This is a genomic window from Eubacterium sp. AM05-23, from assembly GCF_003477535.1.
Lineage (GTDB): Bacteria > Bacillota > Clostridia > Eubacteriales > Eubacteriaceae > Eubacterium > Eubacterium maltosivorans.
Window position 1 is genome coordinate 101,118 of record NZ_QUDF01000011.1, and the last position, 23,686, is coordinate 124,803.

Below are 23,686 nucleotides of genomic sequence, written 5' to 3' on the forward strand. Positions count from 1 at the left end.
TTTCTTACTCCTGGGTAAGCCATTCTCTGCAGATGGAAACGCCCTCGATGGCGTCGCTTGAAAAGGCGTCGGCACCCACATATTTGGCGTATTCCCTGCCCGCGATGGCGCCGCCCAGGATGATCTTGATGTTATCCCGGAGTCCGGCCGCTGTGATGGCCTCCACCACTACTTTGATGTTTTCCACCACCGAGGTCAGAATCCCGCTGATGCCCAGTATCTGGGGCTTTTCTTTTTTGATCGCCCGGATGAACTCCTCTGTAGGGACGTCTGTGCCCAGGTCGATGACCTCCAGACCCTCGGAATGCAGCATGCTGACAAAAATGTTTTTGCCCACATCGTGGATATCGTCAAACACAGTGCCCACCACGATCTTGCCCGCCGGGGCCTGCCGGCTTGAGCGCTCGGATTCCATGCCCGATATTTTGAGCAGGCTGGACACCAGCTCACCGGCCATGATAAGGTCCGCGATGTAGTATTCGCCCTTTTCGTAGCGGTTGGCCACGCGCTGGAGGGCAAAGTTCAGGTCATTGGATATCTCCTTTGGGTTTTTCCCTGACGCGAGCAGGGATTTCACCTGGCGGATGGCCAGGGGCTCGTCGATATTTTCTACCGCTTCGATTAATTTTTTCTCCATGATAACTCCGTCCACAATCAATCTATTTTAGTAAAAATCATACCACAAAAACCAGCCTGTGACAATCGTTTAACCGGCGGTTTCGCGGCTTTTATTTGTTTTTCTTTAGTCAACCTTTCGTTAAAGAATTGTCAAGGAATTCTTCTTTATTCTATTGGAATTTTAATGAAAAAGGCGTATAATGGGTATATATATTGCAAAGGTTCCCAGAAATATTGTGAAAATATAGAGAATTTTAAGGAGCATTCTATGGAAAACTTTACAAAAGCCGAGCTTGAAAAAAACAAAAAATATCTGGAGCTGCTGTCTGGCAGCTTTCCCAACATCACCACCGCTGTGGGCGAGGTGGTCAACCTGACGGCGATTTTAAACCTGCCTAAGAGCACAGAGCATTTCCTGACCGATATTCACGGCGAGCACGAGGCCTTTAACCATGTGATGCAGAACGCCTCTGGCGCTATCCGCCGCAAGGTCATGGACGAGCTGGGCAGCACGGTCAGCCTGGAAGACCTGGAAGAGCTGACCACGCTCATCTACTACCCCAGCGAAAAGCTGGACCTTATCAAAAAGGAAAAGAAGGGCCCTTACCTGGACAACTGGTATGAGCTCACCATTTACCGGCTGGTTAAGGTCTGCCGGGCCGCTGCCTCCAAATACACCCGTTCCAAGGTGCGCAAGGCTCTGCCTAAGGATTTTGCCTATGTGATGGAGGAGCTTTTGCAGGAGGACGAGCACCGCTTCAATAAAAAGGAATACTATAACCAGATCATCGCCAGCCTGGTGGAATATGGCCGGGCCGAGCACTTTATCATCGAGATCTCCGGCGTTATCAAACGCCTGACCACCGACCACCTGCACATCATCGGGGACATCTTTGACCGTGGGCCTGGGCCGGACGTGGTCATGGACACTCTCATGAAGCATCACTCCCTGGATATGCAGTGGGGCAACCACGATATTCTGTGGATGGGCGCCGCCGCGGGCAGTGCTGCCTGTATCGCCAATGTGGTGCGTATTGCCCTGCGCTACGCCAACATGGACGCTCTGGAAACCGGCTACGGCATCAACCTGCTGCCCCTGGCCACCTTTGCCAACCGCGTATACCGCGAGGACCCGTGCCAGCAGTTCACCCCAAAGGTGAGCCCGGACGACATCGAGACCGACGCGGAAATCATGCTCATGACCCGCATGCACAAGGCCATCAGCATGATCCAGTTCAAGCTGGAGGACCAGCTGATCTCCCGCCATCCCGAATATGAGATGGACGACCGGCTGTTGCTGCGCAAAATCAGCGATGACAACAAGACTGTCGAAGTGGACGGCGTGGTCTATGAACTCAACGACACCAACTTCCCCACCCTCGACCACGAAAAACCCTGGGAATTGAGCGAGGAGGAACAGATCGTGGTGGATAAGCTGTGCTATACCTTCCGCCACAGCGAAAAGCTTCAGAAGCACATCCGCTTTATGTACGCTAAGGGCAGCATGTATCTGGTGTACAATAACAACCTGCTGTTCCACGCCTGCGTACTGCTGAACGAGGACGGTACCTTTAAGGTTAAAAAGATCAACAACAAATATTATTCCGGCCGCTCTCTCATGGATAAATACGACCAGATGGCCCGCGAGGCCTATTTCGGCGACAGTGAGGAATGCCCGAACAAGTCGGACTTCCTGTGGTACCTGTGGTGCAACAAGGATTCCCCGCTTTTCGGCAAGGACAAGATGGCTACCTTTGAGCGGTATTTCATCGACGATAAAACCCCGCACAAGGAGCGCTACACCCCATTCTACACAAGGATTGACGACAACGAGAGCATCGCGGTCATGATCCTCAAGGAATTCGGCGTGGACCCGGCAGAGGGACACCTGATCAACGGTCATGTGCCGGTAAAGGCCGGCTCAGGCGAGAGCCCTATCCGCGCGAACGGCAAGCAGCTGGTCATCGACGGCGGCTTTGCCAAAGCCTACCAGAAAACCACAGGCATCGCGGGCTACACCCTGACTTACAATTCCTACGGCCTCACCCTCATCAGCCACCGGCCCTTTGAGTCGGTCGATATGGCGATCCGCGAGGGCGTGGATATTAAATCTACCCGCCAGGTGGTGGAAACCACCCTTGAGCGCAAGCGCGTCAAGGATACCGACATCGGCAAGAGCATCCAGGCTCAGGTACACGATCTGGAAATGCTGATCTCGGCCTACCGGAAAGGGATCATTAAGGAAAAATCTTATTAAAAAACGGGCAAAGCCCGTTTTTTTAGTTGATCGTTGCTAAATCTCTTTCCTTATGATAAACTAAAACTACTATTAATCACTAATACTTCAATACAATCGGAGGGGAAAACATGAGCTTTGAAATTGTAACAGATTCTTCCTGTAACCTGCCTGAGGACATCATTGACCGCTACGGTCTGCATATTCTGTCTTTACGTTTTTTAGTCGGGGGAAAAGAATACTACAGCTATACCAAGGGTGAGATCACCGATCTGGCCCAGTTCTATACCATGATGCGCAACAAGGAGGAAATCACCACTTCCCAGATCAGCAGCGATATCTGTACCCGGCTTTTTGAAAGCCTGCTCCAGGACGGCAAGGATGTTCTGTACATCGGTTTCTCCTCCGCCCTCAGCGGTACCTATCAGGTTGGCTACCTGGCCCTGGAGGAGCTGAAAAAGAAATATCCTGAACGCAAGATTTACGCGGTTGATACCCTGGGTGCTTCTCTGGGCGAAGGGCTTCTTGTCTACCACGCGGCGAACCTGCGGGAGGAAGGCAGGAGCATCGAGGAAGTCAACGACTGGCTTCTGGAAAACCGCCTGCACCTCTGCCACTGGTTTACTGTGGACGATTTGTTCTTTTTACAGCGCGGAGGACGTGTCTCCGGCACTGTGGCCATTTTCGGCACACTCTTAAACGTCAAGCCTGTCATGCACATGGACAACGAGGGGCGGCTGATCTTTGTGACCAAGGTGCGCGGCCGTAAGCGCTCCCTGGACGCTTTGGTGGAACGGCTGGACCAGACAGCCATCAACCCGTCTGAGCAGTCTATTTTTATCACCCACGGCGACTGCCTGGAGGACGCCCAGTACGTAGCCAAAAAGATCGAGGAAAAGTACCATCCCAAAGAAATTGTCATCAACTGGGTGGACCCGGTCATCGGCGCACACTCCGGCCCCGGCACAGTAGCACTGTTCTTTTTGGGGACAGAACGGTAAAAATTTAATTAATAATTGCAGAATTGAAAATTAAAAGAACCCTTTTGCTCAGGCAAAAACGATTAAGACAGCGGCCATAGGCCGCTGTTCCAGTCAAAATGCAATGCCATTTTGTTCCTGTAATTCTCCGTTCTCCATTTTTTACCAAACCTGTTCCTTTTCTACTGAAAACGTTCTTCGCCTTAACTGCTCCTGTGGTATACTTAAATTAAACATTTGTTTCATTTTAAAATTGAGCCCGGGAGGTTTTTGTCATGGGAAAATTTGTTATCAAGCCGGTCAAATCCGGCTATACCTTTCATCTGAAAGCCAGAAATGGCGAGGTGATCGCGACGTCTGAGGTGTACTCCAGCCTGACCACCTGCAAGCACGGTGTGGAGTCTGTCAAGAAAAACGCGGAGGGCGCGCACCTGGAAGACCAGACCGCCAAAGAGCCGGCGCCCGCTAAAAATCCAAAGTTTGAGCTGTACCTGGATAAGGGCGGTAAATACCGCTTCCACCTGAAAGCCAGCAACGGCGAGATCATCGCTGTCTCCGCCGGCTACAAGGAAAAGGGCAGCTGTTTGAAGGGCATCGAATCTGTCCGGCATAACGCCCCCGAGGCCGAAGTCATCGTTGAAGAAGCCTGATCCTTTACCTTTCATATATTTTATGAGACGCCCCCTTGGATACGTTTATCCGGGGGGCGTCTTGCTGCGCTCTGTTTATTAGCTGATGGAACGAAGAATTATATTTTTTCAAAAAAAGAAGGGAAGCTGTGTCTGCTTCCCTTCTTTTTATTTAGTTTGATTCACTGTCTTACCAGCGTTTTCTTCTCCAGACAACAACGCTGCAGACCAGAAGCGCCGTGACACTGAGCAGTGCCATTACGCCCCAGAAAGTGGCTGGGTTGACCAAACCGGCAATACCGGTGTCTGCGCCGCCGCTTATCTCTGGATTATTGGGTGTTGATGTCTGTGGCTTGTCAGGCACACCGGGTGTCACGGTTTCCGGGGCCGGCTTATCCTGCATGCGGACAATGTTGCCCTCACAGGCTTCGCCGCCCACGGTCACTGCGCCATCTGGCATGAGGGTGAAGGTGATTTCCTCCGCAACCTCGTAGCCGTCCGGCGCGGTGATTTCCCGCAGGACATAGGCGCCGGCCGGCAAACCCTCGATTTTTTCATCTCTGTGCCGGAGGTCCAGCTCAGGCTTTCGCCTGCGATGGTCCGCGCGACAACTTCGTTTCCGGCTTCATCGCGCACGATGCTGCCATCTTCGGCTGCTTCATAGACCGTCAAGACTGCGCCTGGCAGCTCGTCGGTTCCGTTGATGGTGGTTTTGCTGATGAAGAGGCTGGTGAGTTCATTTTTCAGAACAACCAGTTCTGAAAGATTTTCACCTGGGCCGACGCCCTGCTCTGGTGATTTAACTATAAAGTCAACGGGCGCTGCAAGCTTATAGCCTGAAGGCGCTTCGATCTCTTCGAGCCGGTAGTCTTTCCCTATTTTCATCAGCTTGACAAAGGTTTCTGGCTGATCGCCGGATATCCATTCGACGGGCTGGCCGTCTTCGCGGATCAGCGGCACATAGGCGCCGTTCTCATCCTTGACAGTGATGCGCAGCTTGGCGCCTGCCAGCAGATTCGCGTTCATATCGGTCTTGGATATTTCTGCCACAATGGACGGTTCCAGCCAGACAATCTCGCCTGTTTCAGGATCAACGCTTGCGGTTGGCGCGCTGTTCGGGTCGTTGGGATCTGCCAGTCCGAGATCAATACTCTCGATGACAGGTGTACCCGCATCATTGACACCAAACTTGATGTTTACAGGCTTTTCGGAGACATGGCTGCCCTCGGGAGCTTTGAGCTCACGAATAGAATATTCTACCCCCATCAGCACGCCTTCAAAACGGAGATAACCATCCTGGCCGGTTGTCGCCTCAGCAATTTTCTGCCATTCGCTTTCGTCCTCTACCTCTGGAGTATTGTCTCTACCAAAGAGACTGAAAGCCCGCGCCTGTACTGGCGCTGTCTTAGCTACTTTTTTGAATAGACCGTAGGTGGAATCTGGCAGTACTTCATCTGGCTTCTGTTCATTGACTTTCTTCAGGACAATATCGGTGGTGACGGCCGCATCCACGACGCGGTTATCCGCTACCTTTGTATCATCCAGATTGGTCAGTCCTTCAAAATGTCCGTCGCCGTCAACAACTGCCTTGTAGACTGTCGTATCCAGCGTGTAATACTGTGGTGCTTCTATCTCTTTCACGTACCAGGTGCCCCGGGCCACGCCGGTGAAGATAACCCTGCAGCCTTCGCCTGGATTACTGCTTGTGGCGGTGTGTACTGGTTCTGTGGCACATTCTGGATCCTGGTAAAGACCATAGACAGCGCCTTCAAGGGGTGCGTGCTGTAGATTACCTGCACAGCCTTCAGTGATAACGCCGCGTTTGTGGAAGATAACCTGTGACAGGGTGTTGACCCTGCTGACGCTTACCTTCTGGTTCGCGCCCCGGTTCAGAGTAACGGCGGTTACATCGCCCGATACTGCGTAAGGATCAGGAGCTGCGGTTTCCACAATGGTGTAGCTGCCCATGGGCACGTCTGCGAAAACCAGCTTTCCGTCTGCGCCGGTGGTCTGTGTCTGGATCACCTCACCGTTGCCGTTTTTCAGGACAAAGGTCGTGTCTGCCAGAGGCTTGCTGTCAGCGTCGGTTTTGTTCACGGTGATCACACCCGCGTCGGCGTTCACGACTTCGGTGACGGTCTCATCGTTGTTTTTCAACGTACAGGTTCCGTCTTTATCCACCTCGGCTTTAAACTCAGTGCTGCTTGGGAGATAGTCTTCTCCCGGACGTTTGGTCTCTTTGACGGTGTAGGTATTGCCCTTTTCCAGATACAGGAAGGTAACCATACCGTCCTTGTCGGAGGTGGCGGTGGCCTTTTCCTGACTGCCGTCATACAGAGTGAATTCCGCGCCTGCCAGGCCCGCGCCCGTGGTGTCGACTTTCTTAAAGGTCAGCTTGGTGGGGTCATTGGTAAAGGCAACGGCCTTTTTAGTTTCTTCTGTGCTCAGCGTTACACTTTCTGTCACCGTGCTCAAAACATAGCCGCTGTGGGTTTTGGTTTCGTAAACACGATATTCGGTATCCATCAGCAGATTGCTGAAAACCAGATTGCCGTTTTCATCGGTTTTACCGGTTTTTACCGTGATATCTTTGCCCGCTTTATCCTTTTTCGTCAGTGTAAATTCAATGTCTTTGATGGCTTTGCCGTCAAAGGAATCGGTTTTCGCAATGCTTATTTTGCCGCGGACCGTCTGATTGGTGACCTCATGGATTGCTTCATTCGATACCTCAGTTCCCGCAACAGCATGCATCCCGTCACATTTTCCATCCTTGTCGATCACAGCCTGATAGACAGTGCTGTCCGCTGTGTAACTGGACGGAGCGGCGATTTCCTTCATGTAATAAGTGCCCACATAGATGTCTTTGAAGGCGACGCTGCCGTCTTCCCCGCTGGTCGCGGTGAATGCCGTACCGGCAGCATCTTTGACCGGTATTGTCGCGCCGGCATCCGTATACAGTCCGAAGACCGCGCCGGACAGTTCCGCCTTAGCATTCAAAGCATTTTCGTCATTGGTACCGTATTTGATAAAGGTGATGTTGCCCTGTTTCAGGGTGTTGGCAAAGGACAGGCTCAGCTTGTCTTCCGTCAAGGCCGCAAATCCTTTGACTGCGTCAATATTAGTGATGGTCACCCTACCGTCCTTGTCCACTGTGAATTTTACCGGCGTTTGCTGAAGCTGGTAGCCTTCCGGCGCGGTGGTCTCGGTCAGGGTGTATTCATGCTTTTCTGTGCCTGTGCTAGCGATGAGCAGGGCGGACAGGCTTTCACTTTCTTTCTGTGTCAAATCAATGGTGTGTGTTTTGCTTTCGTCTGCCAGATCACCGGTCAGCTCAAATTTCGCGCCTTTAAGCGGTCTATTCCCGTTATTGGCGTCGGTTTTCTGTAAGCCCAGGGTGATAGGCTGATCTTTAAACTTCAGGGTCAGGCCATCAGCCGTTACTTCTGCCATTGATCCGGCTGTATCCGCTACCACGCTGATGGTTCCAGCAGTGGACATGGTGATCTCTACCGGACGTGTTTCCAGCTTGTAGCCGTCAGCCGCTCGGGTTTCGCTAAGCACATAGGTCTGTCCAGCGATCAGCAGGCCTTTGAGGCTGTAAGGCTGACTGTCTTCTGTCTTGATGGTTTTTACTGTTTCTCCCTCCGCAAAAGCACCGGTCAGGCTGAATTCCGCGCCGCCGCCAATGGCCTTGCCATCCGCATCGGTCTTTTGGATAAAGATTTCATTCTGCGTGTTTTTCAGGACAATGGTTTCATTGTTATTATCAAGCGCTGCGTGAGCCGGGCTGTCTTCAAGGACTATTTTGCCCGTGTCATCCACTGTAAACTGAACGAGCACAGCCATCTCATAGCCTTTTGGCGCGGTGGTTTCTGTCAGTTTGTAGGTTTTACCAGCGATCAGATGGCCCTTCAATTCCTCCTTGAAGCTTTCTGGTGTGACTTCAATCTCAGTTATCGCTTTATCGGCAAAGGTTCCGGTCACCTTGAATACCGCACCTTCTAGTTTCTCGTTACTTTCGGCGTCAATTTTCTCAAGGCCGATTTCGATGGGCTGGTCTTTTACAGTGACGGTTGATTTGTTTGTTACACTTGCGTGATCTCCACCTTCTGTGACCGTGATAACACCTTGTTTGTCCATCACAATCTTAACCGGTGCGGCTGTTTCGTAGCCGTCCGGGGCTTTGGTCTCGGTGAGGGTGTAGGTCTTGCCTGCGACGAGTATGCCGGTGATGTCCGACCAGGTGCTAACAGGCGTTGTATTATCTGGTGTTACCCAGATAACTTTGTTCTTATCGCTGTCATCCGTCAAGCTGTCATCCGTCAGTTGGAAGGCCGCGCCGTTGACGAGTGTTCCACTAGTGGCGTCTGCCTTGTTGAGGGTGAAGGTACTCTGGGCGTTTTCAATGGTTGTGGCCGCACTCTGTACTGCGCCAAAATCTACCTGACCTGCTTTAATGGTAAATTCAAGCGGGGTGCTACTGAGGATATAGCCGTCCGGTGGGGTTGTTTCCACCAATTTATAGTGGCCCCAGGGTAGGTTGGTGATTTTCAGCTCACCGGCATTTCCTTTTGCTTCGGTATGATTTAGCTTAACATTATCATAGCCGTAGGTATTCCCGGTTGTTCCAGTCAATACTGGTGTTTCTCCGCCGTCTTTATACAAAGCAAATTCTGCATTGTCTAATTTAGTATTATTTTGGGCGTCCACCTTGGTGATGGTCATGGAGCCTGGGAGACGGTCGTTGGCGATACCTTTGTTATCTTCAAATCTGCCGCTTGTTACCATCCAATTTGTTGTCTCATTAAGCTCAAATGTCTTATTATTCTTATTATAATGAGTATCGTCAATCTCAAAAGTCGCTTTAAACGCGCCGTCCGAACTATAGCCTTCTGCTCTTACTTCTTCCAGCTGGTACTTGCCTTTTTTCAAAAGCTGTGCGGTGACCTCGCCCTTATCATCTGTAACGACGATTCCGCCTCTACCTACTTCTTCGACGACTTCTGTATAGGTGCTTCCACCATCTGTTGAGCGTGTGAGTTTAAAGGTAACGCCCTGTATCCCGGATTCATCTGTGGTGTCATATTTTTTGAACGCTATTTTTGTCATGAATCGAGTGTTCGTCATAGTGCTTTCTACATGTGTACCGGTATCAGCATAGTGATTTTGATCTGTAATTTCAAATGTCACCAGATTATTGTTATCGGTGGTGTCATAAACCAAATCGTCGCTTGGCTGTTCCCGGAAGTAGTACTTGCCTGTCCACAGACCTTCGCTTAAGGCCTTCGTTGTTTCTTTATTAAAAACAGTTGTGAGACTGGTGGTGTCAATGACGCCAGTCGAATCGGTCGTCAAGCCATCGGCAATCAGAGTGTCTGTTGTTGCTGGATTATCCGGATCGGGTGCCCGACCGGTATATTTGTACAAGCTAAAAGGAATACCGGATGGGTCTGTTGCTGGTTCACCTGTCACTGTTTTTGTCAACTTCGCCTGGCCGTAGACACGAATGTCGGTCATGGTGAGCTTGTTGTCTGCCAACTTGTTCTCATCCTTAATTTCTGCCCCTTTATAAAGCTGCCCGTTATCAGCCAAAGTGAACTGAATGGGGGCTGCCACTTTATAGCCATCAGGCGCGGCAGTCTCTACCAGCCAGTAGGTGCCGGCGGGCAGGCCGGTTACGGCGTAAGGTTGACCATCACTTACCCATTTAAAGGTATCCGATACCGCTGCTCCGTCTTTATCTTTACGGATTTCCAGGCTTGCGCCGGATAGTATATTTGAATCGGCCGTAACCACTTCATTGCTGAGTTTTTCTACGCTGAAGCTGGTTTGGTCATTGGTTAGATTTCCAGTAGCTGCGACATCTCCGTTATCTACTGTGATCGTTACGCTCTTGCCAGCATCCGGCAACACATAACCACCCGGTTGTTTGACTTCTTTGATGGTGTAGGTGCCTGCCAGCAGTTTGTTGTCTTTGACGTATGGGATTTCAATGTTTGCACTGCTGACAGTGATGGTTTTCTTCTCTGTAACCGAATCGGTAATTGTGGAATTTAAATCCGTTGTTTTTAAGGTGTTGTAGGTTCCTGAAACTGATGTACTTTCTTTCAGTTCTGCCACAAGAGTGTTGCCGTCATAGACCGCGAAAACCGCGCCAGTCAATGCTGTGTTATCTCTACCAGTTTTAGTCAGCGTGATGGACTGGCGTTTGGCGGTGTTGGTGATGGGTTTTAATTCGTTCGCAGAAGGATCTCCTTCATTTGCTTTTTTATAAATGACGTTATTCGTACTTCCCGGGGAAATCCAGGTGGTACCCTTTTCGCCAGTTGTCGTGTCATCAATGGTAAATTTATAAGACTCAGTGCTCATTGTAAAAGCATTGTCCACGCTGGTTTCTTCCAGTATATAGCTGCCATAGGTTAATAGACCGACACCGTCTTTTTCCATTTCTGTTTTGACTAATTTGCCGTTTTCATCTGTTGTCAGAGTCAGGATAGCGTTGCCTGTCTTATTGCCGGCTGCATCTGTTTTGTAAATATCGAATTTTACACCTGGCAGATTTTCGCCATCATCGGTCTGTTTTAACAAGTTGATGTAGCCGTATTTTATGGTGTTGGTGACAATATTGTTATTACCTTCTTTTGTAGTTCCATGTAAGTCTTGTATTTCACCATTTTCGTTCACTGTAAAGGTAATTTCTGGAGCGCTTACATCGCTTGCCGGGTTATCGGGTTTTGTGGTCTCTACAAGCTTATATTTGCCGTAGGCGAGGCCGCTGATGGTTAGCGTACCGTCTGCGGCGCTTGTCGCGGTTAATACTTCAGTCTCATTTTTGTAATAATTGGAGTACTCTGTTCCATTTGGATTTAAAACAAAACTTTTAAATTTATTATCAGCTTCACTACTCGCCTGACGCTTAACGGCAAATTCAACGCCGCCAAGTGGCATACCTGCCTGGTCTTTTTTGGTCAGGGTAATGCCGGCTTTGTTCAGGGTGTTGGTGACTTCTGATTCGCTATAATTGAACGTTTCAGTCCCACTGTTTGTAACTGTCAACTTTGATTTTGGAATATCGAATTCTTTTGTGGCGGAACTATCCGCGCCTTTTGTTTCAACCAATTTATAGTTGGCGTAGGGGATGTTGGCAAAACTGACTGCTCCATTATCTCCAGATATCGCTTTAAACACCATACCCTCACCGGTCGTCTGGGCAACGCCATTGACTACTCGGCGCAGTTCAAATTCAATGCCTTTCAGAATTCTGCCATCTTCATCTTTTTTTGTAAACTTGATGGTGCCCTTAACCGGCTCGTTGGTGATGGTAACGCCATTATTTGTAAGCGTGACAGCCTGGTCTTCGGAATCTTTAACTTCTATCGTCACGTCATTATTAACGGCAGGTTTTACAAAAACCTTATAAGTTTTTGTAAAATCAGTGGTATAACCATCCGTATCCGCTGAGGTGCCGATCCCGATCTGGGTTTCCGTCAGTGTGTAGGCAGTATCCCCGCTACTTGCGCCAATCGGGATATCTTTGAAGGTTGCCACGCCGTCTGTTTCTGTCGTCTGTGACATATCTACATCACGGTCGTAGGCATCCTTCCCTTTCAATGTGAAAGTGACATCCTTCAGCTTATCACCCTTATCATCGGTTTTGGTAATCTTAAATTCACTGGCTTTTTTCAGTTTGTTGACAACCGTATTCGTTCCGCCGTTGGCTGTGAGGACTAATGGGGCTGTCTTAGTCGTTTCATGGCCGATCAGCTGATCTTTTTTGATGGTCAAGTCCAGATTCTGGTAGATATTGGTAGCTTCATTGTTGGTGGTTTCTGTCAGTTTATAATCACCATAGGGTAAGTTGGTGAGCTGGAGTTCACCTTGATCGTTAGTGGTTACTGTTATTTTTCCATTATCACGATTAATGCTACCTTTGCTGTCTTTTATTTGGACTCCGTTACTTGCATCTCTCCAAGTATCATAGCTATCATTACCTGTATAAGTCAGTTCAAAAGATTTTTGAAGAGCCTCCGCTGTTGGTGTGTTATCATTGGTCTTTTTTAATGACACATCATAGCGCAGACGGGTGTTTTCAACTGTATCCGCCACAGTATGCGTGAAATTTTTATTTTTCTCAAACGCCACAGCGTTCGCCTGGATTGTAATCAATTTATCTGCTGTTGCTTTATATCCTGTCGGCGGCTCGCTCTCAATGATCGTATAGCCGCTGGGTGAATAGGGTACATTGTTAAAGGCCGCTGTGCCATTTCCGTCTGTGGTGGCTTCTCCGATAAGGTTATAACCGGAATCATTGGCATCATCTATCAGTTGATTCTTATTATCATATACACCGGAATAAATCTTAAACTTCGCGCCTCGCAGTTTAATCGTGTCTTTTTCGCTGTCAACCTTATTAATTTTGATGGTGCCGCTGACGTATTGATTGCTGATTTTATAGCCGGCTGTGGTGTCACCCGTCAGTCCCTCTCCCGCAGCGATGGTGGCCGTGCCGTTTTCATCCACGGTTACTTTGCGATCACCGCCCAGCAGATACTGATCCGGCGCCGAGGTTTCTTGGAGGGCGTAGATACCGGGGTCCAGCTTTTCAAAGATGACTTTTCCGCTGGCATTACTGGTCGCGGTATGATCTTTTACCTTTTTGTCGTCACGAACTAAGGTGAATTCTACATTTTCAATGCCTGCACCATTAGCATCGGTTTTTGTAAATTCCAGTTTTCCGGTCGGGGTGTTTGTCCGGTCAAAGGAGAATCCTTTTAGGACTGTCCGGTTAATTTCCAGAACCGTTTCATTAGATGATGCTGTACCATTGCTAATTGAAACATTGCTGCGCTTATACGTTCCAGCTTCAAACGCCCCTTTATTGACAAACCGAAAGTAATATACTTTTGGTGAATCCTGTGTAGCATCAATGTCATATCCGCCCGGCGCTTTTGTTTCCTCAAGCTTGTACAGGGCTGCTGTCGGAACGAGGTTGACAAAACTGGCCTGTCCGTCCTCGTTGGTAATGCGATTTTTGTCCGCTACGGTTGAAGGCTTCCATGTCGCATTATCATAATCAGATGGTGTCCCCTCCGCTACATACTCGGTCAGAGTAAAGGTTGCACCGCCCAGCTTGATCTGGTTTTTGCCGCTGGTGTCTTGGCTGCTGCTTGTTTTTTTAACCTTAATATATGGTCCGACAGAGATGCTGGCATATTCATCAATATCAAAATAATCCAGCCCGTCTGCACCGGAACTTACTTCTTGCCCTGCATCTTTCCCGGACAATGGTTCCAGATTGATGGTGTTGCTGACGTCCGCACTGGAAGCGCTATTGGTAATATAGGTGTCAAACTCAAAGATAAGGATTGTATTTGCGTACTTATCCGGCACGGTAAACTTGAAGCCCTGATCTGCAACATCTGTAAACTCACTTCTGTCCTTAATCACTGGTGTATCATTTGCTTTGACAATTTTCCCGTTTTCCCATTTTCCTTCATAAACCTTAACGGGTTCTGTTAAAAGACCGCCAGTTTTTGGATCGCGGTGCTTAAGCTCAAGAATGGGGTTTGCACTTAAATCCTCGGTAATCACACGGTCCTTCATATTGGCCTGACCGCCGTTAAAGGCCGCTGTCCAGGTAATAATCTGTGTACCGCTGTCGTATTGGCCGTGTTTGTTAAGGGCGGTTGTGGCGATGGGCGCGGTGGCGTCATCGGATACTTTGTTATCTGTCAGGTCAATGTCCTTGCTATCCCGGATCGGCATCCCTTTTACAAGGCCCCGAAGTACAGCTGTATTCACAACATTATTTTCAGCGTTGGTTGTTAAATTCTTATTAATAAAGGCTTCTGTCAACTGTGTGGTGACATCAATCTCATAAATACTCTCGTCATTTGTCTGATCTTTAAAGGTAAAGACAGGATTATCATCCGCAGACCAGACGATTGTTTGGCCATTCTTACTGGCTGTCCTATTATCTTTATCCAGCGTAAAGGCCGTGCCGTCTTTGCGGATAGCATCCACATTTAAAAAGGTCATATCATTTGTATTAAACACATCGGTGACTGTGCCATCAGTGATGGGCAGCTTGTTCTGGTTAACGGTAATGGTCCATTTCACCTGATGTGCCGCCTGGTCGTAGCCTGTATTGACTTTCTGGATAATGGTATTATCCACATCCTGTTTAGCTTCAGTCGTATGCTCTACGTCTGTTCCATTGTCTTTAGTCAAAACTGTTGCTTTGTTGCTTACCGACGATTTGTCATCTGTTACCTGAGCCATCTGTCCATCCACATTAGTATGAAGACGCAGCTCATAGTATTTATCCGGTGTTAAATTGCCAAAATAAAAGGTTAATTTCTCGTTTGCGTTGTCATACACATAATAAGGTGTTCCCTGGCTCTGGCTGTTGTGGACCGTCACCGTCTTGCCATTTTGGTCTTTGCACGTCCAGTTTTTCGAGGGATCGGCAGGATCGGCCAGACTCATATTCTGGGCTTTCAGGTCTTCAACAATCCGTACATTCTCGGCGTTCTTCTGGTAATGGTTAATTTTGAAAACCCAGTCCATGGTGCCGCTGTCTTTCTGAAAATCAGCGGTTTTCTGAACAATATCATAATTACCCGCAACACCCTTGTCAATGTCAATATTTACGTTAAAATCGTCTTTGCCAATCCCATTACCATACCAGTAGTGGCTCCAGATCATTTTAACCTTGTTGGACAAATTCAGGGATGGTGTCACCTTATCCGGCTCTTTCAGCAGTGTCGCATAATTGATTTTTACCTTCGCATTTTCATATTTATCGAAAGGGATGATCATGATTTGAGCGTCACCACTTTCGTAGTAGATGGCTTTATTTCCATTATTGGTCAAAGTTTCCAGCGAATTCAACAATGCTTTATCTGAAGTCTGTAAAAGTGCATTGGTTAAATCTGCATATGCTTTATTTATGAGATTTGTATCTGTCGTTTTCTCAAGCGACATCTCAACTGGCGCGGCACTTTCTTTGGTAATTTTTATTGGCTCGCCATCCACATAGGTGTGCTGGTTTTTACTGATGCTGTCAATGATATACGCGTTGGACAAATGGCTAAACTGGGTATTGACATTGATTTCCCAGTCAAAATATTTACCGTCATAGGCACGCTGTGTCCCGTCTTTTGTCATAAAGGTGGCTTCCATATCAGTCTTGATCTCTTCTGTCTGGGCGATGGGGCCATCTTTAGCTGGATCCCGCAAAAAAGCCTGGTTGGTAAAATTCCAAAGCTTGCCGGTTCCGCTCTCCATAAATTCGGTGTACTGTTCAACGGTCAAAATCGCGCGAATGGTCAGACTCGCACGCTGCAATGGCGCTCCACCTGGAAATTGATAGCTGAAACCCGCACGGCCACTTTCAGTGACCGTCTGATAAGTGCCGTCACCCGGCGTAGTACCGCTTTCAATCCCGCTTTCCGCCGCACCATTTAATCCCAGAGTGACAGAGTCAACGGTCAGACCCTCTGGCAGCAGGTCCTCAACAATTTTTCCTCGCAAATCGCCGTCATTTTCTGCCGTTAAATCAAGCTTATAGTCCACATACATGGCATCGCCCACACTGTTGGTTTCGCCGACTTTGTTCACAACGCTTTTGTCAATAGTATAATTATCGTCCAAGGTATCCGGAAGACTAGGATCGCGCCATTCACCCACGTTAAGGCTGCTGGTCACCTGGTCCCACTTCACCTCAACAGGATTACCACCTTCAAACAGGCTATCCTGTAGTCCCAAAGTAAAACTCATTCCCGCCATCGCAGTTGTTACACCATAGACAAAGGACTCAAATACAAAATGAAGCTTTAACGCACCGGCAGTACCATCCTGAGTGAAAGTATACTCTCCCACAGTTACCTCTGAACCGTCAATGGTCGTGGTAACCTGACGTGCGTTTCCTAAAGTAATTCCCGGGTTGCTGCTTTCTTTCCAAAGGAAACCAGTGTCAAAGGTATAATCAAAATTAATTTCAGGCAAATTGCCATTATCATCAATATATTGCGATAATGCTTTGTATTTATCATCTTTGTTTGCTGCATCTGCCTCCATTGCATCTTGAAGCAAATTTGCTGCATCTGTTTGCTTATCCGCCGGAATTTTACCCCACTCTTGATGTAAATAGGCTGAATCCGGCTTTAATTTCAGCTTAAATAAAGTATCTGCGCCTTCTGCCGATGTGTATCCCCCAGCCGGCGTGCTAAAGCTGATATTAACACTTGAAAACGCACCAGCGTTAGAATTTTCTGCCGGATCTATTCCTTCCCCTTTATAGGTCGAGTTACCGTCTTTAATGATATCTGCAGAGTATCTGGATATCTCCCCTTCAGCCCGCACCACGTTCCCCGGGCTGTACGAAATCATCTGGAATGTCATGCAGAAAACCAGAAGGAGGGCCAGAAGCCTTTTTTTGATGGTTTTTTTACTCTTCTCTCTCATTTTTTCTACCTTTTTATTTTCTTTATATTTGTGGCAAGCGCCAAATCGCCACTATTGATTACCTTTATAATAAGTCTAACAAACTCAAAATACCTTTTCACTTTTTTTACCATTTCTGTCATTTTATTACTGAAGTTGCGCGTTTAAAATTCAAGCGCTTTCAGAAAACGATACGGCCGCCAAATTTTCCTCTGTTATGTCCCTGACAAACGTTTTTCTGCCCGTGCTTAAGCCTGCCTTGCCGCTTGCACAGCAAGTCGTTTTCTTTACAAAAAAAGACGGCCCGAAGGCCGCCTTTACGGAGGATTTAATGATTTAGTTTTTCAGATTTTCAAAAATTTCTACGATTTCGCTCATTTTCTTTGCGCCGAAAACCACATCCCGTTTATTGAGGATCATAGCTGGTACGCTCATGAGCTTGTATTCTTCCTTCAGCTCTGGGAAAAGAGCCGTGTCGATCATTTCCGCCTGAATGTTCGGGTTCATTAGAGCGATGCGCTGGCAGGCCGCCACCACATCTGGGCAGAAATGACAGGACAAAGAGATACAGATTTGGGCATTGACAGGATGGTCGATGGCCGCAATCCGTTTGGCGAGCGCCTCGTCCACTGCCTGGCCCGGTCCGGCAAAGTTATAAACTGCCAGAACAAAGGAATTCATTTCATGTCCGCCGGGGATACCGGTGAATTTGACGCCGGAATACTGGCCCTCTGGATCAAACAGGGCCGCAACCGGGAGGTTGTCGAGATGCATGGCGGCTTCCAGCTCGGGCTCTTCACCTTTTTTATAGGCCTCGACCTGGATACAGTCATTAAGCGCTGCCACCTCCTCTAAGAAGCCCTGCATTTCCAAAGTTTTTGGCACAGCTGGATCGATGATGGTCACCACCCGCGCGGTGCGTTCGAGCTTTCCGAAAATTTCTTTGAGCTGGGCTTTCATGGCTGCCGGGATAAAACCGTCTTCCGCGCCCTGGGGCGCTTCCGCTTCCGGCTCTGGTGCTGCCGGTGTTTTGACTGCCTTAGGTTCTGGCGCTGCCAGACCCAGGCGTTCCCGCTCTGCCGCCACGTATTTTTCCGCTGCGGTGGCTGCAATAGCGCCATCGGCCACAGCCGTGACGATCTGGCGCAGCTCCTTTGGTCGCAGGTCGCCCGCGGCGTAGACGCCAGGGACATTGGTTTCCATGCGGTCACTGGTGGGAATATAGCCCTCAGCGTCGATGTCTACATGATCTTTAAATATCTGGGTCGCCGGCTCATAGCCCGCGAACACGAACATACCAAAGGGCTTGCCGTCTTTGCTCTCATAGGTGAAGGTGGCACCGGTCTTATTGTTAAAAAACTCAGCCTTTTTCAGGAAATCATCGCCGGACACTTCTTTTACCTCGGTGTTGTACCACACCTCAATGCCCGGGTGCTCCTTAACCTTGTCTGCCACCATCTGGGCGCAGGTAAAATCATCCTCACGCACCACAATGGTTACGCTTCTGCCGTAACGGGTCAGGAACACAGCCTCCTCGGCTGCGGCAAAACCGCCTCCCAGCACAAAAATATCAAGGCCGCTGAAGAACTCGCCGTCACAGGTCGCACAGTAGGCAATGCCGCGTCCGGTATATTCCTTCTCGCCGACAAAGCCGATCTTGCGCGGGGAGGCTCCTGTAGCGATGATGACCGCACGGCTTTTGTAGGTGCCACGGCTGGTGTGCAGCTCTTTCACCTCTCCGTTAAAGTCCACCCCCTCAATCTCGGCCACAGCAAACTCTGCGCCAAAATCCATGGCATGCTTGTGCATTTCATCCATGAGGCTGGGGCCGGTGGTACGGCGGATACCAGGATAGTTAACCACCTCTGCGGTATTCACAGCCTGGCCGCCCGGCTGGTTTTTCTCAATTATCAATGTGTCGAGCATGGCCCGGGCAGCATAGATACCAGCCGAGAGTCCGGCGGAACCGCCGCCGATAATAATCAAGTCATAAATCTTATCCATGGCGCCCTCCTGCTTCTTACAGCTTGCCGACTAAGTCTAAGCTTGGTGTCAGAGTGTCTTCGCCTGGTTTCCATTTAGCAGGGCAGACCTGATCGCCGTGTTCTCTTACAAACTGAGCGGCCTGTACTTTACGCAAAAGCTCCTCAGCATTACGGCCAATGCCCATGTCATGAATTTCGTAAACCTTGATGACGCCGTCTGGGTCCACCACAAAGGTACCGCGCAGCGCCTGTCCTTCTTCCTTGACCAGCACACCAAAGAATTTTGCCAGCACGCCGGCCGGGTCGCCTAACATTGGGTATGGAAGGCCTTTGATGGTATCAGTGGTGTCGGCCCAGGCTTTATGTACAAAATGGGTATCTTCAGAAACCGAATAGATTTCACAGCCGATCTTTTTGAACTCTTCATAATTGTCCGCTACGTCCGCCAGCTCTGTCGGACACACAAAAGTAAAATCTGCCGGGTAAAAGAAGAACACGCCCCATTTTCCCAGAACATCTTCCTTTGTGACGGTTTTAAAATCACCTTCGTGATATGCCTGTACTTCAAAATCGATCAATTCTTTGCCAATTAAATTTTTCATGTTGATACCTCTTTTCATTAAATTTATTTTTGTTAGTTTTTTCTAACTGTTTGATGAGTGTATTCTAGCATGATAAAAGAAGCTTGTCAAGAATAATTCTAAATTAAAAAGCAAATTTTTAACAAAAAAAGCCACAGAGATTTTAAGGGATTCTCTGTGGCTTCAACATTCAGATTTTATAAAACAGGCTAGGAACGGCCCTGCTCTGTGCTCAGGGACACAGACTTTTCTTCCCTGTGCGCAAACGCTGGCAGCAGGTTCGCCAGAGAGCCGGCCAGGATCAGTAGCACACCAATCACCATGTTGACCGGCACCGCTTCGTGCAGGATCAGCACTGCCAAAATAGGCGACAGCACCGGTTTAAAGAAGAACACCAGCGACGCCGTACTGGCCGAGGTTTCTTCGATAGCCATGAAGTAAAAAGCATAGCCACCGCCGGTCACGCCGATACAGATATACAGCATCGTAAGGATATTGGACGCTGTATAGCCTGTGAGCAGTGGAATATTGGCAAATAAAGCAAGTCCGCTACCGCTTAGCATATCCGCCACCGGGCCCACATGACTGAGTCCGATGAGCAGCAGCATTTCCAGACTGGCGAATAAAAAACTCCCGCAGGTCACCACCACGCCGCCGTAGCGGTTGCATTGCTTTTTAGAAAAGACCGAATACAGGGCAAAAGCCACCGCTGCCAAAATCGCCATGACCACTCCCGCGATATTGAGGGCGGTGTGCAGAGGATTGACAATCACCAGAATTCCAATAATTTCCAGCACAATGGCCGCTACATGGTTTTTCTTGATCACCTCGTGCAGGATAATGCCTGAGAAAAACAGCACAAACACCGGGTTGCTGGAAAACAGCACTGCCACCACCGAGGCGTTGGCATTTTCCACTGCCAGCTGATAAAAGGTCATGCTGACCACCACCCCCAGAAAGCCCAATCCCGCAAAGTGCAGCAGGCTTTTTTTATCCAGATGTTCATTTTTCTTTTTAAGCGTCCTGAGCGCAAAGGGAATTAAAACAAGACCGCCGATCAAAAAACGGGTCAGGTTCATCTGCACAGCGTTGAACTGGCCTGAAACACTTTTGAGGGCGATCTCCATTGAACTGAAAAACAACGTCGCAATGACAATATATAAATAGCCTTTTTTCAAAATAAAATCTTCCTTTCATTTTTCGTACAGTAACGATTTTACCCTTCTCGTTGCCATAAGTAAAATGAAATATTCTTATATAATTTATAACCAAAAGTTATGGCAAAATGATATCCAGAAAAGCCTCTGCTGCCTTGGAGATACCACCCTTTTTCCGCTTGATCACACAGATCTGCCGCTTCGGCATCTCCACCTTGGCCCGGATCTCAATCAAACTCCCCTGCTCCAGACGCTCCTGCGCCACATCACGGACTGCGATGCCAATACCCAGGTTTCTTTCCGCATAAGGCATGATTAACTCCATAGTCCCCAGCTCAAAGGCCGGCTCCAGATGGATCTTGTGTTTGAGGAAAAATGTGTCCAGATAATGGCGGCTGGCCGTGTTGCGCTCTGTACAGATGATGGGGTGCGCCATAATCTCCTCAAAGCTCAGCACCTTCTCGGCAAGGGGCGCGTAGTCCAGACCCGCCACAAAAACGTCCTGAATCTCCCGGATCGGGTAAATCTCAATATCGTCTGAGGCAGCCACCGGTGAGGATACCACGCCCACCTCAATACGTTCCTCCTTCAGGGCAACACGTGTGCCAGGCGTGGTGCCGCTCTGCATATTGATGCGGATATCCGGGTACAGGCTGTGAAACTTCTCAAGATAAGGCAGCAGGAAAAAACGGGCGATCATGTCACTGGTGCCCAGCCGCACCACCCCATTGTTCAGATTCAGCATTTCCCAGAGCTTTTTTTCACCCAGTGCCAGCTGCTCATAGGCCTTTGCCACATGTCCGTACAGCATTTCGCCCTCTGGTGTCAGAGTCATCCCCTTCTGATTCCTGTGAAAAAGCTCACATGACAGCTCCTTTTCCAGCAGATGGATCGATTTACTCACTGCCGGCTGCGAGATATACAGTGCTTGGGCCGCCTGTGTAATGGTGCCATGGCGCGCTACGTAGTAAAAGACCTTGTAATGTTCAAAATTTACATTCATAAAAATACGTCCTTTTTCCGTTAATCCATTTCATTATATCACATTTTGAATTATATGCAACCTGCCGGTTTTTCGACTTTTTGTCACGATTAATTTGCCTGAGAGTACGAAATTTTTTCAACTTAAAATATTTCCGACAAACAAAAAAATCCCCCTGAACTTGTCTTCGGGAGAGAATACCGTACTTTTTTCCGGTTCCTTTCAGTTTTCTTACAGAGACTTGAAATTACTGGTAAAAGCGGATATAATTAAGAAGTCTACTGTGGTCCTATTAAAATGCGCAAAAGTGTCTGGTTTTTAAATAAACCACCGGCTTATATCACAATGGTATGGAGTCAACAGCTAAAAGCGTAAATACTATTTTTAGGGGGAATTGTATGCAAGAGCTAGATCATAAGGCGATTGGCCTTCGTATTCGTAAACAAAGAACATTTCTGAACATGTCCCGTGATGAATTGGCAAGAAAAATCGGTATCACACCAACCTTCCTTGCCGATATAGAACTGGGGACTAAGGGCTTTTCTCTAAAAAGCCTGAATCGTTTCTGTGACGTTTTGAAAATGTCCGCCGACGCAATTCTCTACGGCCCCAAAGAATACATGGGGACGAAGTACGCAGCACTGCTGGAGCTTTTAGAACGCTGTCCAGCAGAAAAAGGAAAATACGCAGAAGAAATTCTGACTCTGTTTTTACTCAGCCACGACCCAGTAGAATAAAAAAATGCGGGTGTCCAAATTGCAGTTGGGCACCTGTTATTTTTTTATACTCTTAAATATACCGCCAGCGCCAGGCGTCTCCTCCGCTCTGTTCAGAACCGCTTCCCGGATCAGTTTTGAGCCGATTTCCCGCATTTCGCCAGCTGTGTACCAGGGCTTCGCATAAAGCGTATAATCAATATCGGTACGGTAGCCCTGCAAAATTGCCCGGATCTGCTCCGGGTCCATGCCCTGCCGCACATACTCCGATACATCAAGCCCTTCCTCTAAACCCATCCGGATCAGGTACATTTTTTTCCAATCCAGATTTTTATCCGCATAGACCGATACATCCACCTTTCCTGTAAGTCCTTCCCGTATTTGCCACATCTGGCAGTTTGAATACTCAGGATCGTTATAAAAGGTCACATCCACACCGGTCATCAATCCCCAGAAAATTTCCCGTATCTGGTCTGGCGTGAAGGCCTCCGTAATATACGGCGACACATCAAAACCACATTCCACCGCTTCCTGAATCACATCCTGCTGTTCTCTTGTATACCTCGGCTTAACGCCCATTTTTCCACAGCCCCAGCAGCATCATCAGCGTCTCAAGGCCCAGGCATTCCGCGGCGACCAGCCCAAACCGGCTGTTAAAAGCCAGTCCGGCAAGCAGCGCACAAGCACTGATAGCCACCAGTATTCTTCTCGCCCGTTTCCGGTAATGGGTGCACTCTGCATCATCCAGCGGCTTTGCGCTGTTTTCGACCGGCGCCCATTTGTAGATCACCGGAAAAGCGGACAGCGTAAGCGCTGCGGTAACCACCGCAACCGCCCCTGCCGGGCAGAACCGGGCAATGAGTAAAACAGAAAGTATTGTGATCCATGACAGCAGGTAGCAGACCCCGCGTGTATCGGCGTGATAACCGCCGGCATAGGCGCGGATGGCCGCATATACAATTAAAAAGAGTATGGTCTCCGGCAGCATGCCGAAAAGCAGGCCCACCAAAAGCATGGAAGCGTAGTGAACCGTTTTGAGCATGGCCGATTCCAGGCCAAACTGGTAAATTTCCACATCATCTAAATCGATGATCCGGTGCGCGACCAGACGGTTAACCGTCCATTTTGCACCCCGACCAATCATTAGAACTTACGCAGATCCTTAACTTTTTCGGGAAGTTTGTCTTGGTGATGCATTACCCAACAGGCAGAATTAGCATTTTTTATTGCTTCCTGTCTTGCTGACTTCGCGACACCTTTTAGCATTTTATCTTTCAAGCTACTCTTTTTCATAATAGACACCTCATTAAAATTAATGAATACATCAGCTGATATTCATCATTTTAGTGTTTGCT

At 48.6% G+C, this 23,686-nt stretch carries 14 protein-coding genes; 4 read left to right on the top strand and 10 right to left on the bottom strand.

What is annotated here, in order from left to right:
• Positions 1 to 4 precede the first annotated feature (4 nt).
• Positions 5 to 637, bottom strand: coding sequence for a cobalamin-dependent protein (locus DW091_RS15170; protein WP_074618188.1), 633 nt, complete (start codon positions 635 to 637; stop codon positions 5 to 7).
• A 249-nt stretch (positions 638 to 886) separates the two neighbouring features.
• Between DW091_RS15170 and DW091_RS15175 the strand changes: the two genes are divergently transcribed.
• The 3 genes from DW091_RS15175 (at position 887) to DW091_RS15185 (ending at position 4,484) form a co-directional block, all read left to right on the top strand.
• Positions 887 to 2,875, top strand: coding sequence for a fructose-1,6-bisphosphatase (locus DW091_RS15175; RefSeq protein ID WP_074618189.1), 1,989 nt, complete (start codon positions 887 to 889; stop codon positions 2,873 to 2,875).
• A 110-nt stretch (positions 2,876 to 2,985) separates the two neighbouring features.
• On the top strand, positions 2,986 to 3,855 hold the full coding sequence (locus DW091_RS15180; RefSeq protein WP_118518580.1) for a DegV family protein: 870 nt from the start codon (positions 2,986 to 2,988) through the stop codon (positions 3,853 to 3,855).
• 254 nt (positions 3,856 to 4,109) lie between these two features.
• Positions 4,110 to 4,484 (top strand): YegP family protein, encoded by a 375-nt coding sequence (locus DW091_RS15185; RefSeq protein ID WP_074618191.1) that lies wholly within the window; start codon positions 4,110 to 4,112, stop codon positions 4,482 to 4,484.
• Positions 4,485 to 4,653: 169 nt separating this feature from the next.
• Here DW091_RS15185 and DW091_RS15190 read toward each other — a convergent pair whose 3' ends face one another.
• The 6 genes from DW091_RS15190 to DW091_RS15215 all read right to left on the bottom strand — a co-directional run bounded on the left by DW091_RS15190 (position 4,654) and on the right by DW091_RS15215 (position 21,636).
• The gene (locus DW091_RS15190; protein WP_118518581.1) at positions 4,654 to 4,923 is read right to left on the bottom strand and encodes a hypothetical protein; all 270 of its coding nucleotides are present in this window, start codon (positions 4,921 to 4,923) and stop codon (positions 4,654 to 4,656) included.
• Positions 4,905 to 16,931 carry a SpaA isopeptide-forming pilin-related protein gene (locus DW091_RS15195; protein ID WP_118518582.1) on the bottom strand — a complete coding sequence of 4,009 codons (12,027 nt, stop codon included), beginning with the start codon at positions 16,929 to 16,931 and terminating at the stop codon, positions 4,905 to 4,907. Before DW091_RS15195 ends, DW091_RS15190 begins: the two co-directional genes overlap by 19 nt.
• A 315-nt stretch (positions 16,932 to 17,246) precedes the next feature.
• Positions 17,247 to 18,914 carry an FAD-dependent oxidoreductase gene (locus DW091_RS15200; RefSeq protein WP_118518583.1) on the bottom strand — a complete coding sequence of 556 codons (1,668 nt, stop codon included), beginning with the start codon at positions 18,912 to 18,914 and terminating at the stop codon, positions 17,247 to 17,249.
• 16 nt (positions 18,915 to 18,930) lie between these two features.
• Entirely contained in the window at positions 18,931 to 19,497 is a 567-nt protein-coding gene (gene ahpC / locus DW091_RS15205; protein ID WP_013382603.1) for an alkyl hydroperoxide reductase subunit C, read from the bottom strand.
• Between the two features lie 188 nt (positions 19,498 to 19,685).
• The gene (locus DW091_RS15210) at positions 19,686 to 20,654 is read right to left on the bottom strand and encodes a DMT family transporter (RefSeq protein ID WP_118518584.1); all 969 of its coding nucleotides are present in this window, start codon (positions 20,652 to 20,654) and stop codon (positions 19,686 to 19,688) included.
• Between the two features lie 97 nt (positions 20,655 to 20,751).
• The gene (locus tag DW091_RS15215) at positions 20,752 to 21,636 is read right to left on the bottom strand and encodes a LysR family transcriptional regulator (RefSeq protein WP_074618196.1); all 885 of its coding nucleotides are present in this window, start codon (positions 21,634 to 21,636) and stop codon (positions 20,752 to 20,754) included.
• A 377-nt stretch (positions 21,637 to 22,013) separates the two neighbouring features.
• On the opposite strand from DW091_RS15215, the gene DW091_RS15220 reads away from it, so the two are divergent.
• A complete protein-coding gene (locus DW091_RS15220; RefSeq protein WP_013382606.1) occupies positions 22,014 to 22,352 on the top strand; it encodes a helix-turn-helix transcriptional regulator in 339 nt (112 codons plus the stop codon).
• A gap of 36 nt (positions 22,353 to 22,388) precedes the next feature.
• Here the strand turns inward: DW091_RS15220 and DW091_RS15225 are convergent, their stop codons facing one another.
• The 3 genes from DW091_RS15225 to DW091_RS15235 are packed head-to-tail and all read right to left on the bottom strand — an operon-like array spanning position 22,389 to position 23,624.
• Complete coding sequence (locus DW091_RS15225; RefSeq protein ID WP_058696140.1) at positions 22,389 to 22,910, bottom strand: hypothetical protein; 522 nt, start codon at positions 22,908 to 22,910, stop codon at positions 22,389 to 22,391.
• Positions 22,900 to 23,475, bottom strand: coding sequence for an accessory gene regulator B family protein (locus DW091_RS15230; RefSeq protein ID WP_118518585.1), 576 nt, complete (start codon positions 23,473 to 23,475; stop codon positions 22,900 to 22,902). Before DW091_RS15230 ends, DW091_RS15225 begins: the two co-directional genes overlap by 11 nt.
• On the bottom strand, positions 23,475 to 23,624 hold the full coding sequence (locus DW091_RS15235; protein ID WP_118518586.1) for a cyclic lactone autoinducer peptide: 150 nt from the start codon (positions 23,622 to 23,624) through the stop codon (positions 23,475 to 23,477). The genes DW091_RS15230 and DW091_RS15235 overlap by 1 nt, the downstream gene beginning before the upstream one ends.
• Between the last annotated feature and the right edge of the window lie 62 nt (positions 23,625 to 23,686).

Coding starts and splice junctions, on each gene's coding strand:
- DW091_RS15185 (WP_074618191.1), top strand. CDS start 4,110: ATGGGAAAATTTGTTATCAAGCCGGTCAAATCCGGCTATACCTTTCAT.
- DW091_RS15195 (WP_118518582.1), bottom strand. CDS start 16,931: ATGAGAGAGAAGAGTAAAAAAACCATCAAAAAAAGGCTTCTGGCCCTC.
- DW091_RS15230 (WP_118518585.1), bottom strand. CDS start 23,475: ATGATTGGTCGGGGTGCAAAATGGACGGTTAACCGTCTGGTCGCGCAC.
- DW091_RS15225 (WP_058696140.1), bottom strand. CDS start 22,910: ATGGGCGTTAAGCCGAGGTATACAAGAGAACAGCAGGATGTGATTCAG.
- DW091_RS15175 (WP_074618189.1), top strand. CDS start 887: ATGGAAAACTTTACAAAAGCCGAGCTTGAAAAAAACAAAAAATATCTG.
- DW091_RS15215 (WP_074618196.1), bottom strand. CDS start 21,636: ATGAATGTAAATTTTGAACATTACAAGGTCTTTTACTACGTAGCGCGC.
- ahpC (WP_013382603.1), bottom strand. CDS start 19,497: ATGAAAAATTTAATTGGCAAAGAATTGATCGATTTTGAAGTACAGGCA.
- DW091_RS15200 (WP_118518583.1), bottom strand. CDS start 18,914: ATGGATAAGATTTATGACTTGATTATTATCGGCGGCGGTTCCGCCGGA.
- DW091_RS15180 (WP_118518580.1), top strand. CDS start 2,986: ATGAGCTTTGAAATTGTAACAGATTCTTCCTGTAACCTGCCTGAGGAC.
- DW091_RS15235 (WP_118518586.1), bottom strand. CDS start 23,624: ATGAAAAAGAGTAGCTTGAAAGATAAAATGCTAAAAGGTGTCGCGAAG.
- DW091_RS15190 (WP_118518581.1), bottom strand. CDS start 4,923: ATGCCAGATGGCGCAGTGACCGTGGGCGGCGAAGCCTGTGAGGGCAAC.
- DW091_RS15170 (WP_074618188.1), bottom strand. CDS start 637: ATGGAGAAAAAATTAATCGAAGCGGTAGAAAATATCGACGAGCCCCTG.
- DW091_RS15220 (WP_013382606.1), top strand. CDS start 22,014: ATGCAAGAGCTAGATCATAAGGCGATTGGCCTTCGTATTCGTAAACAA.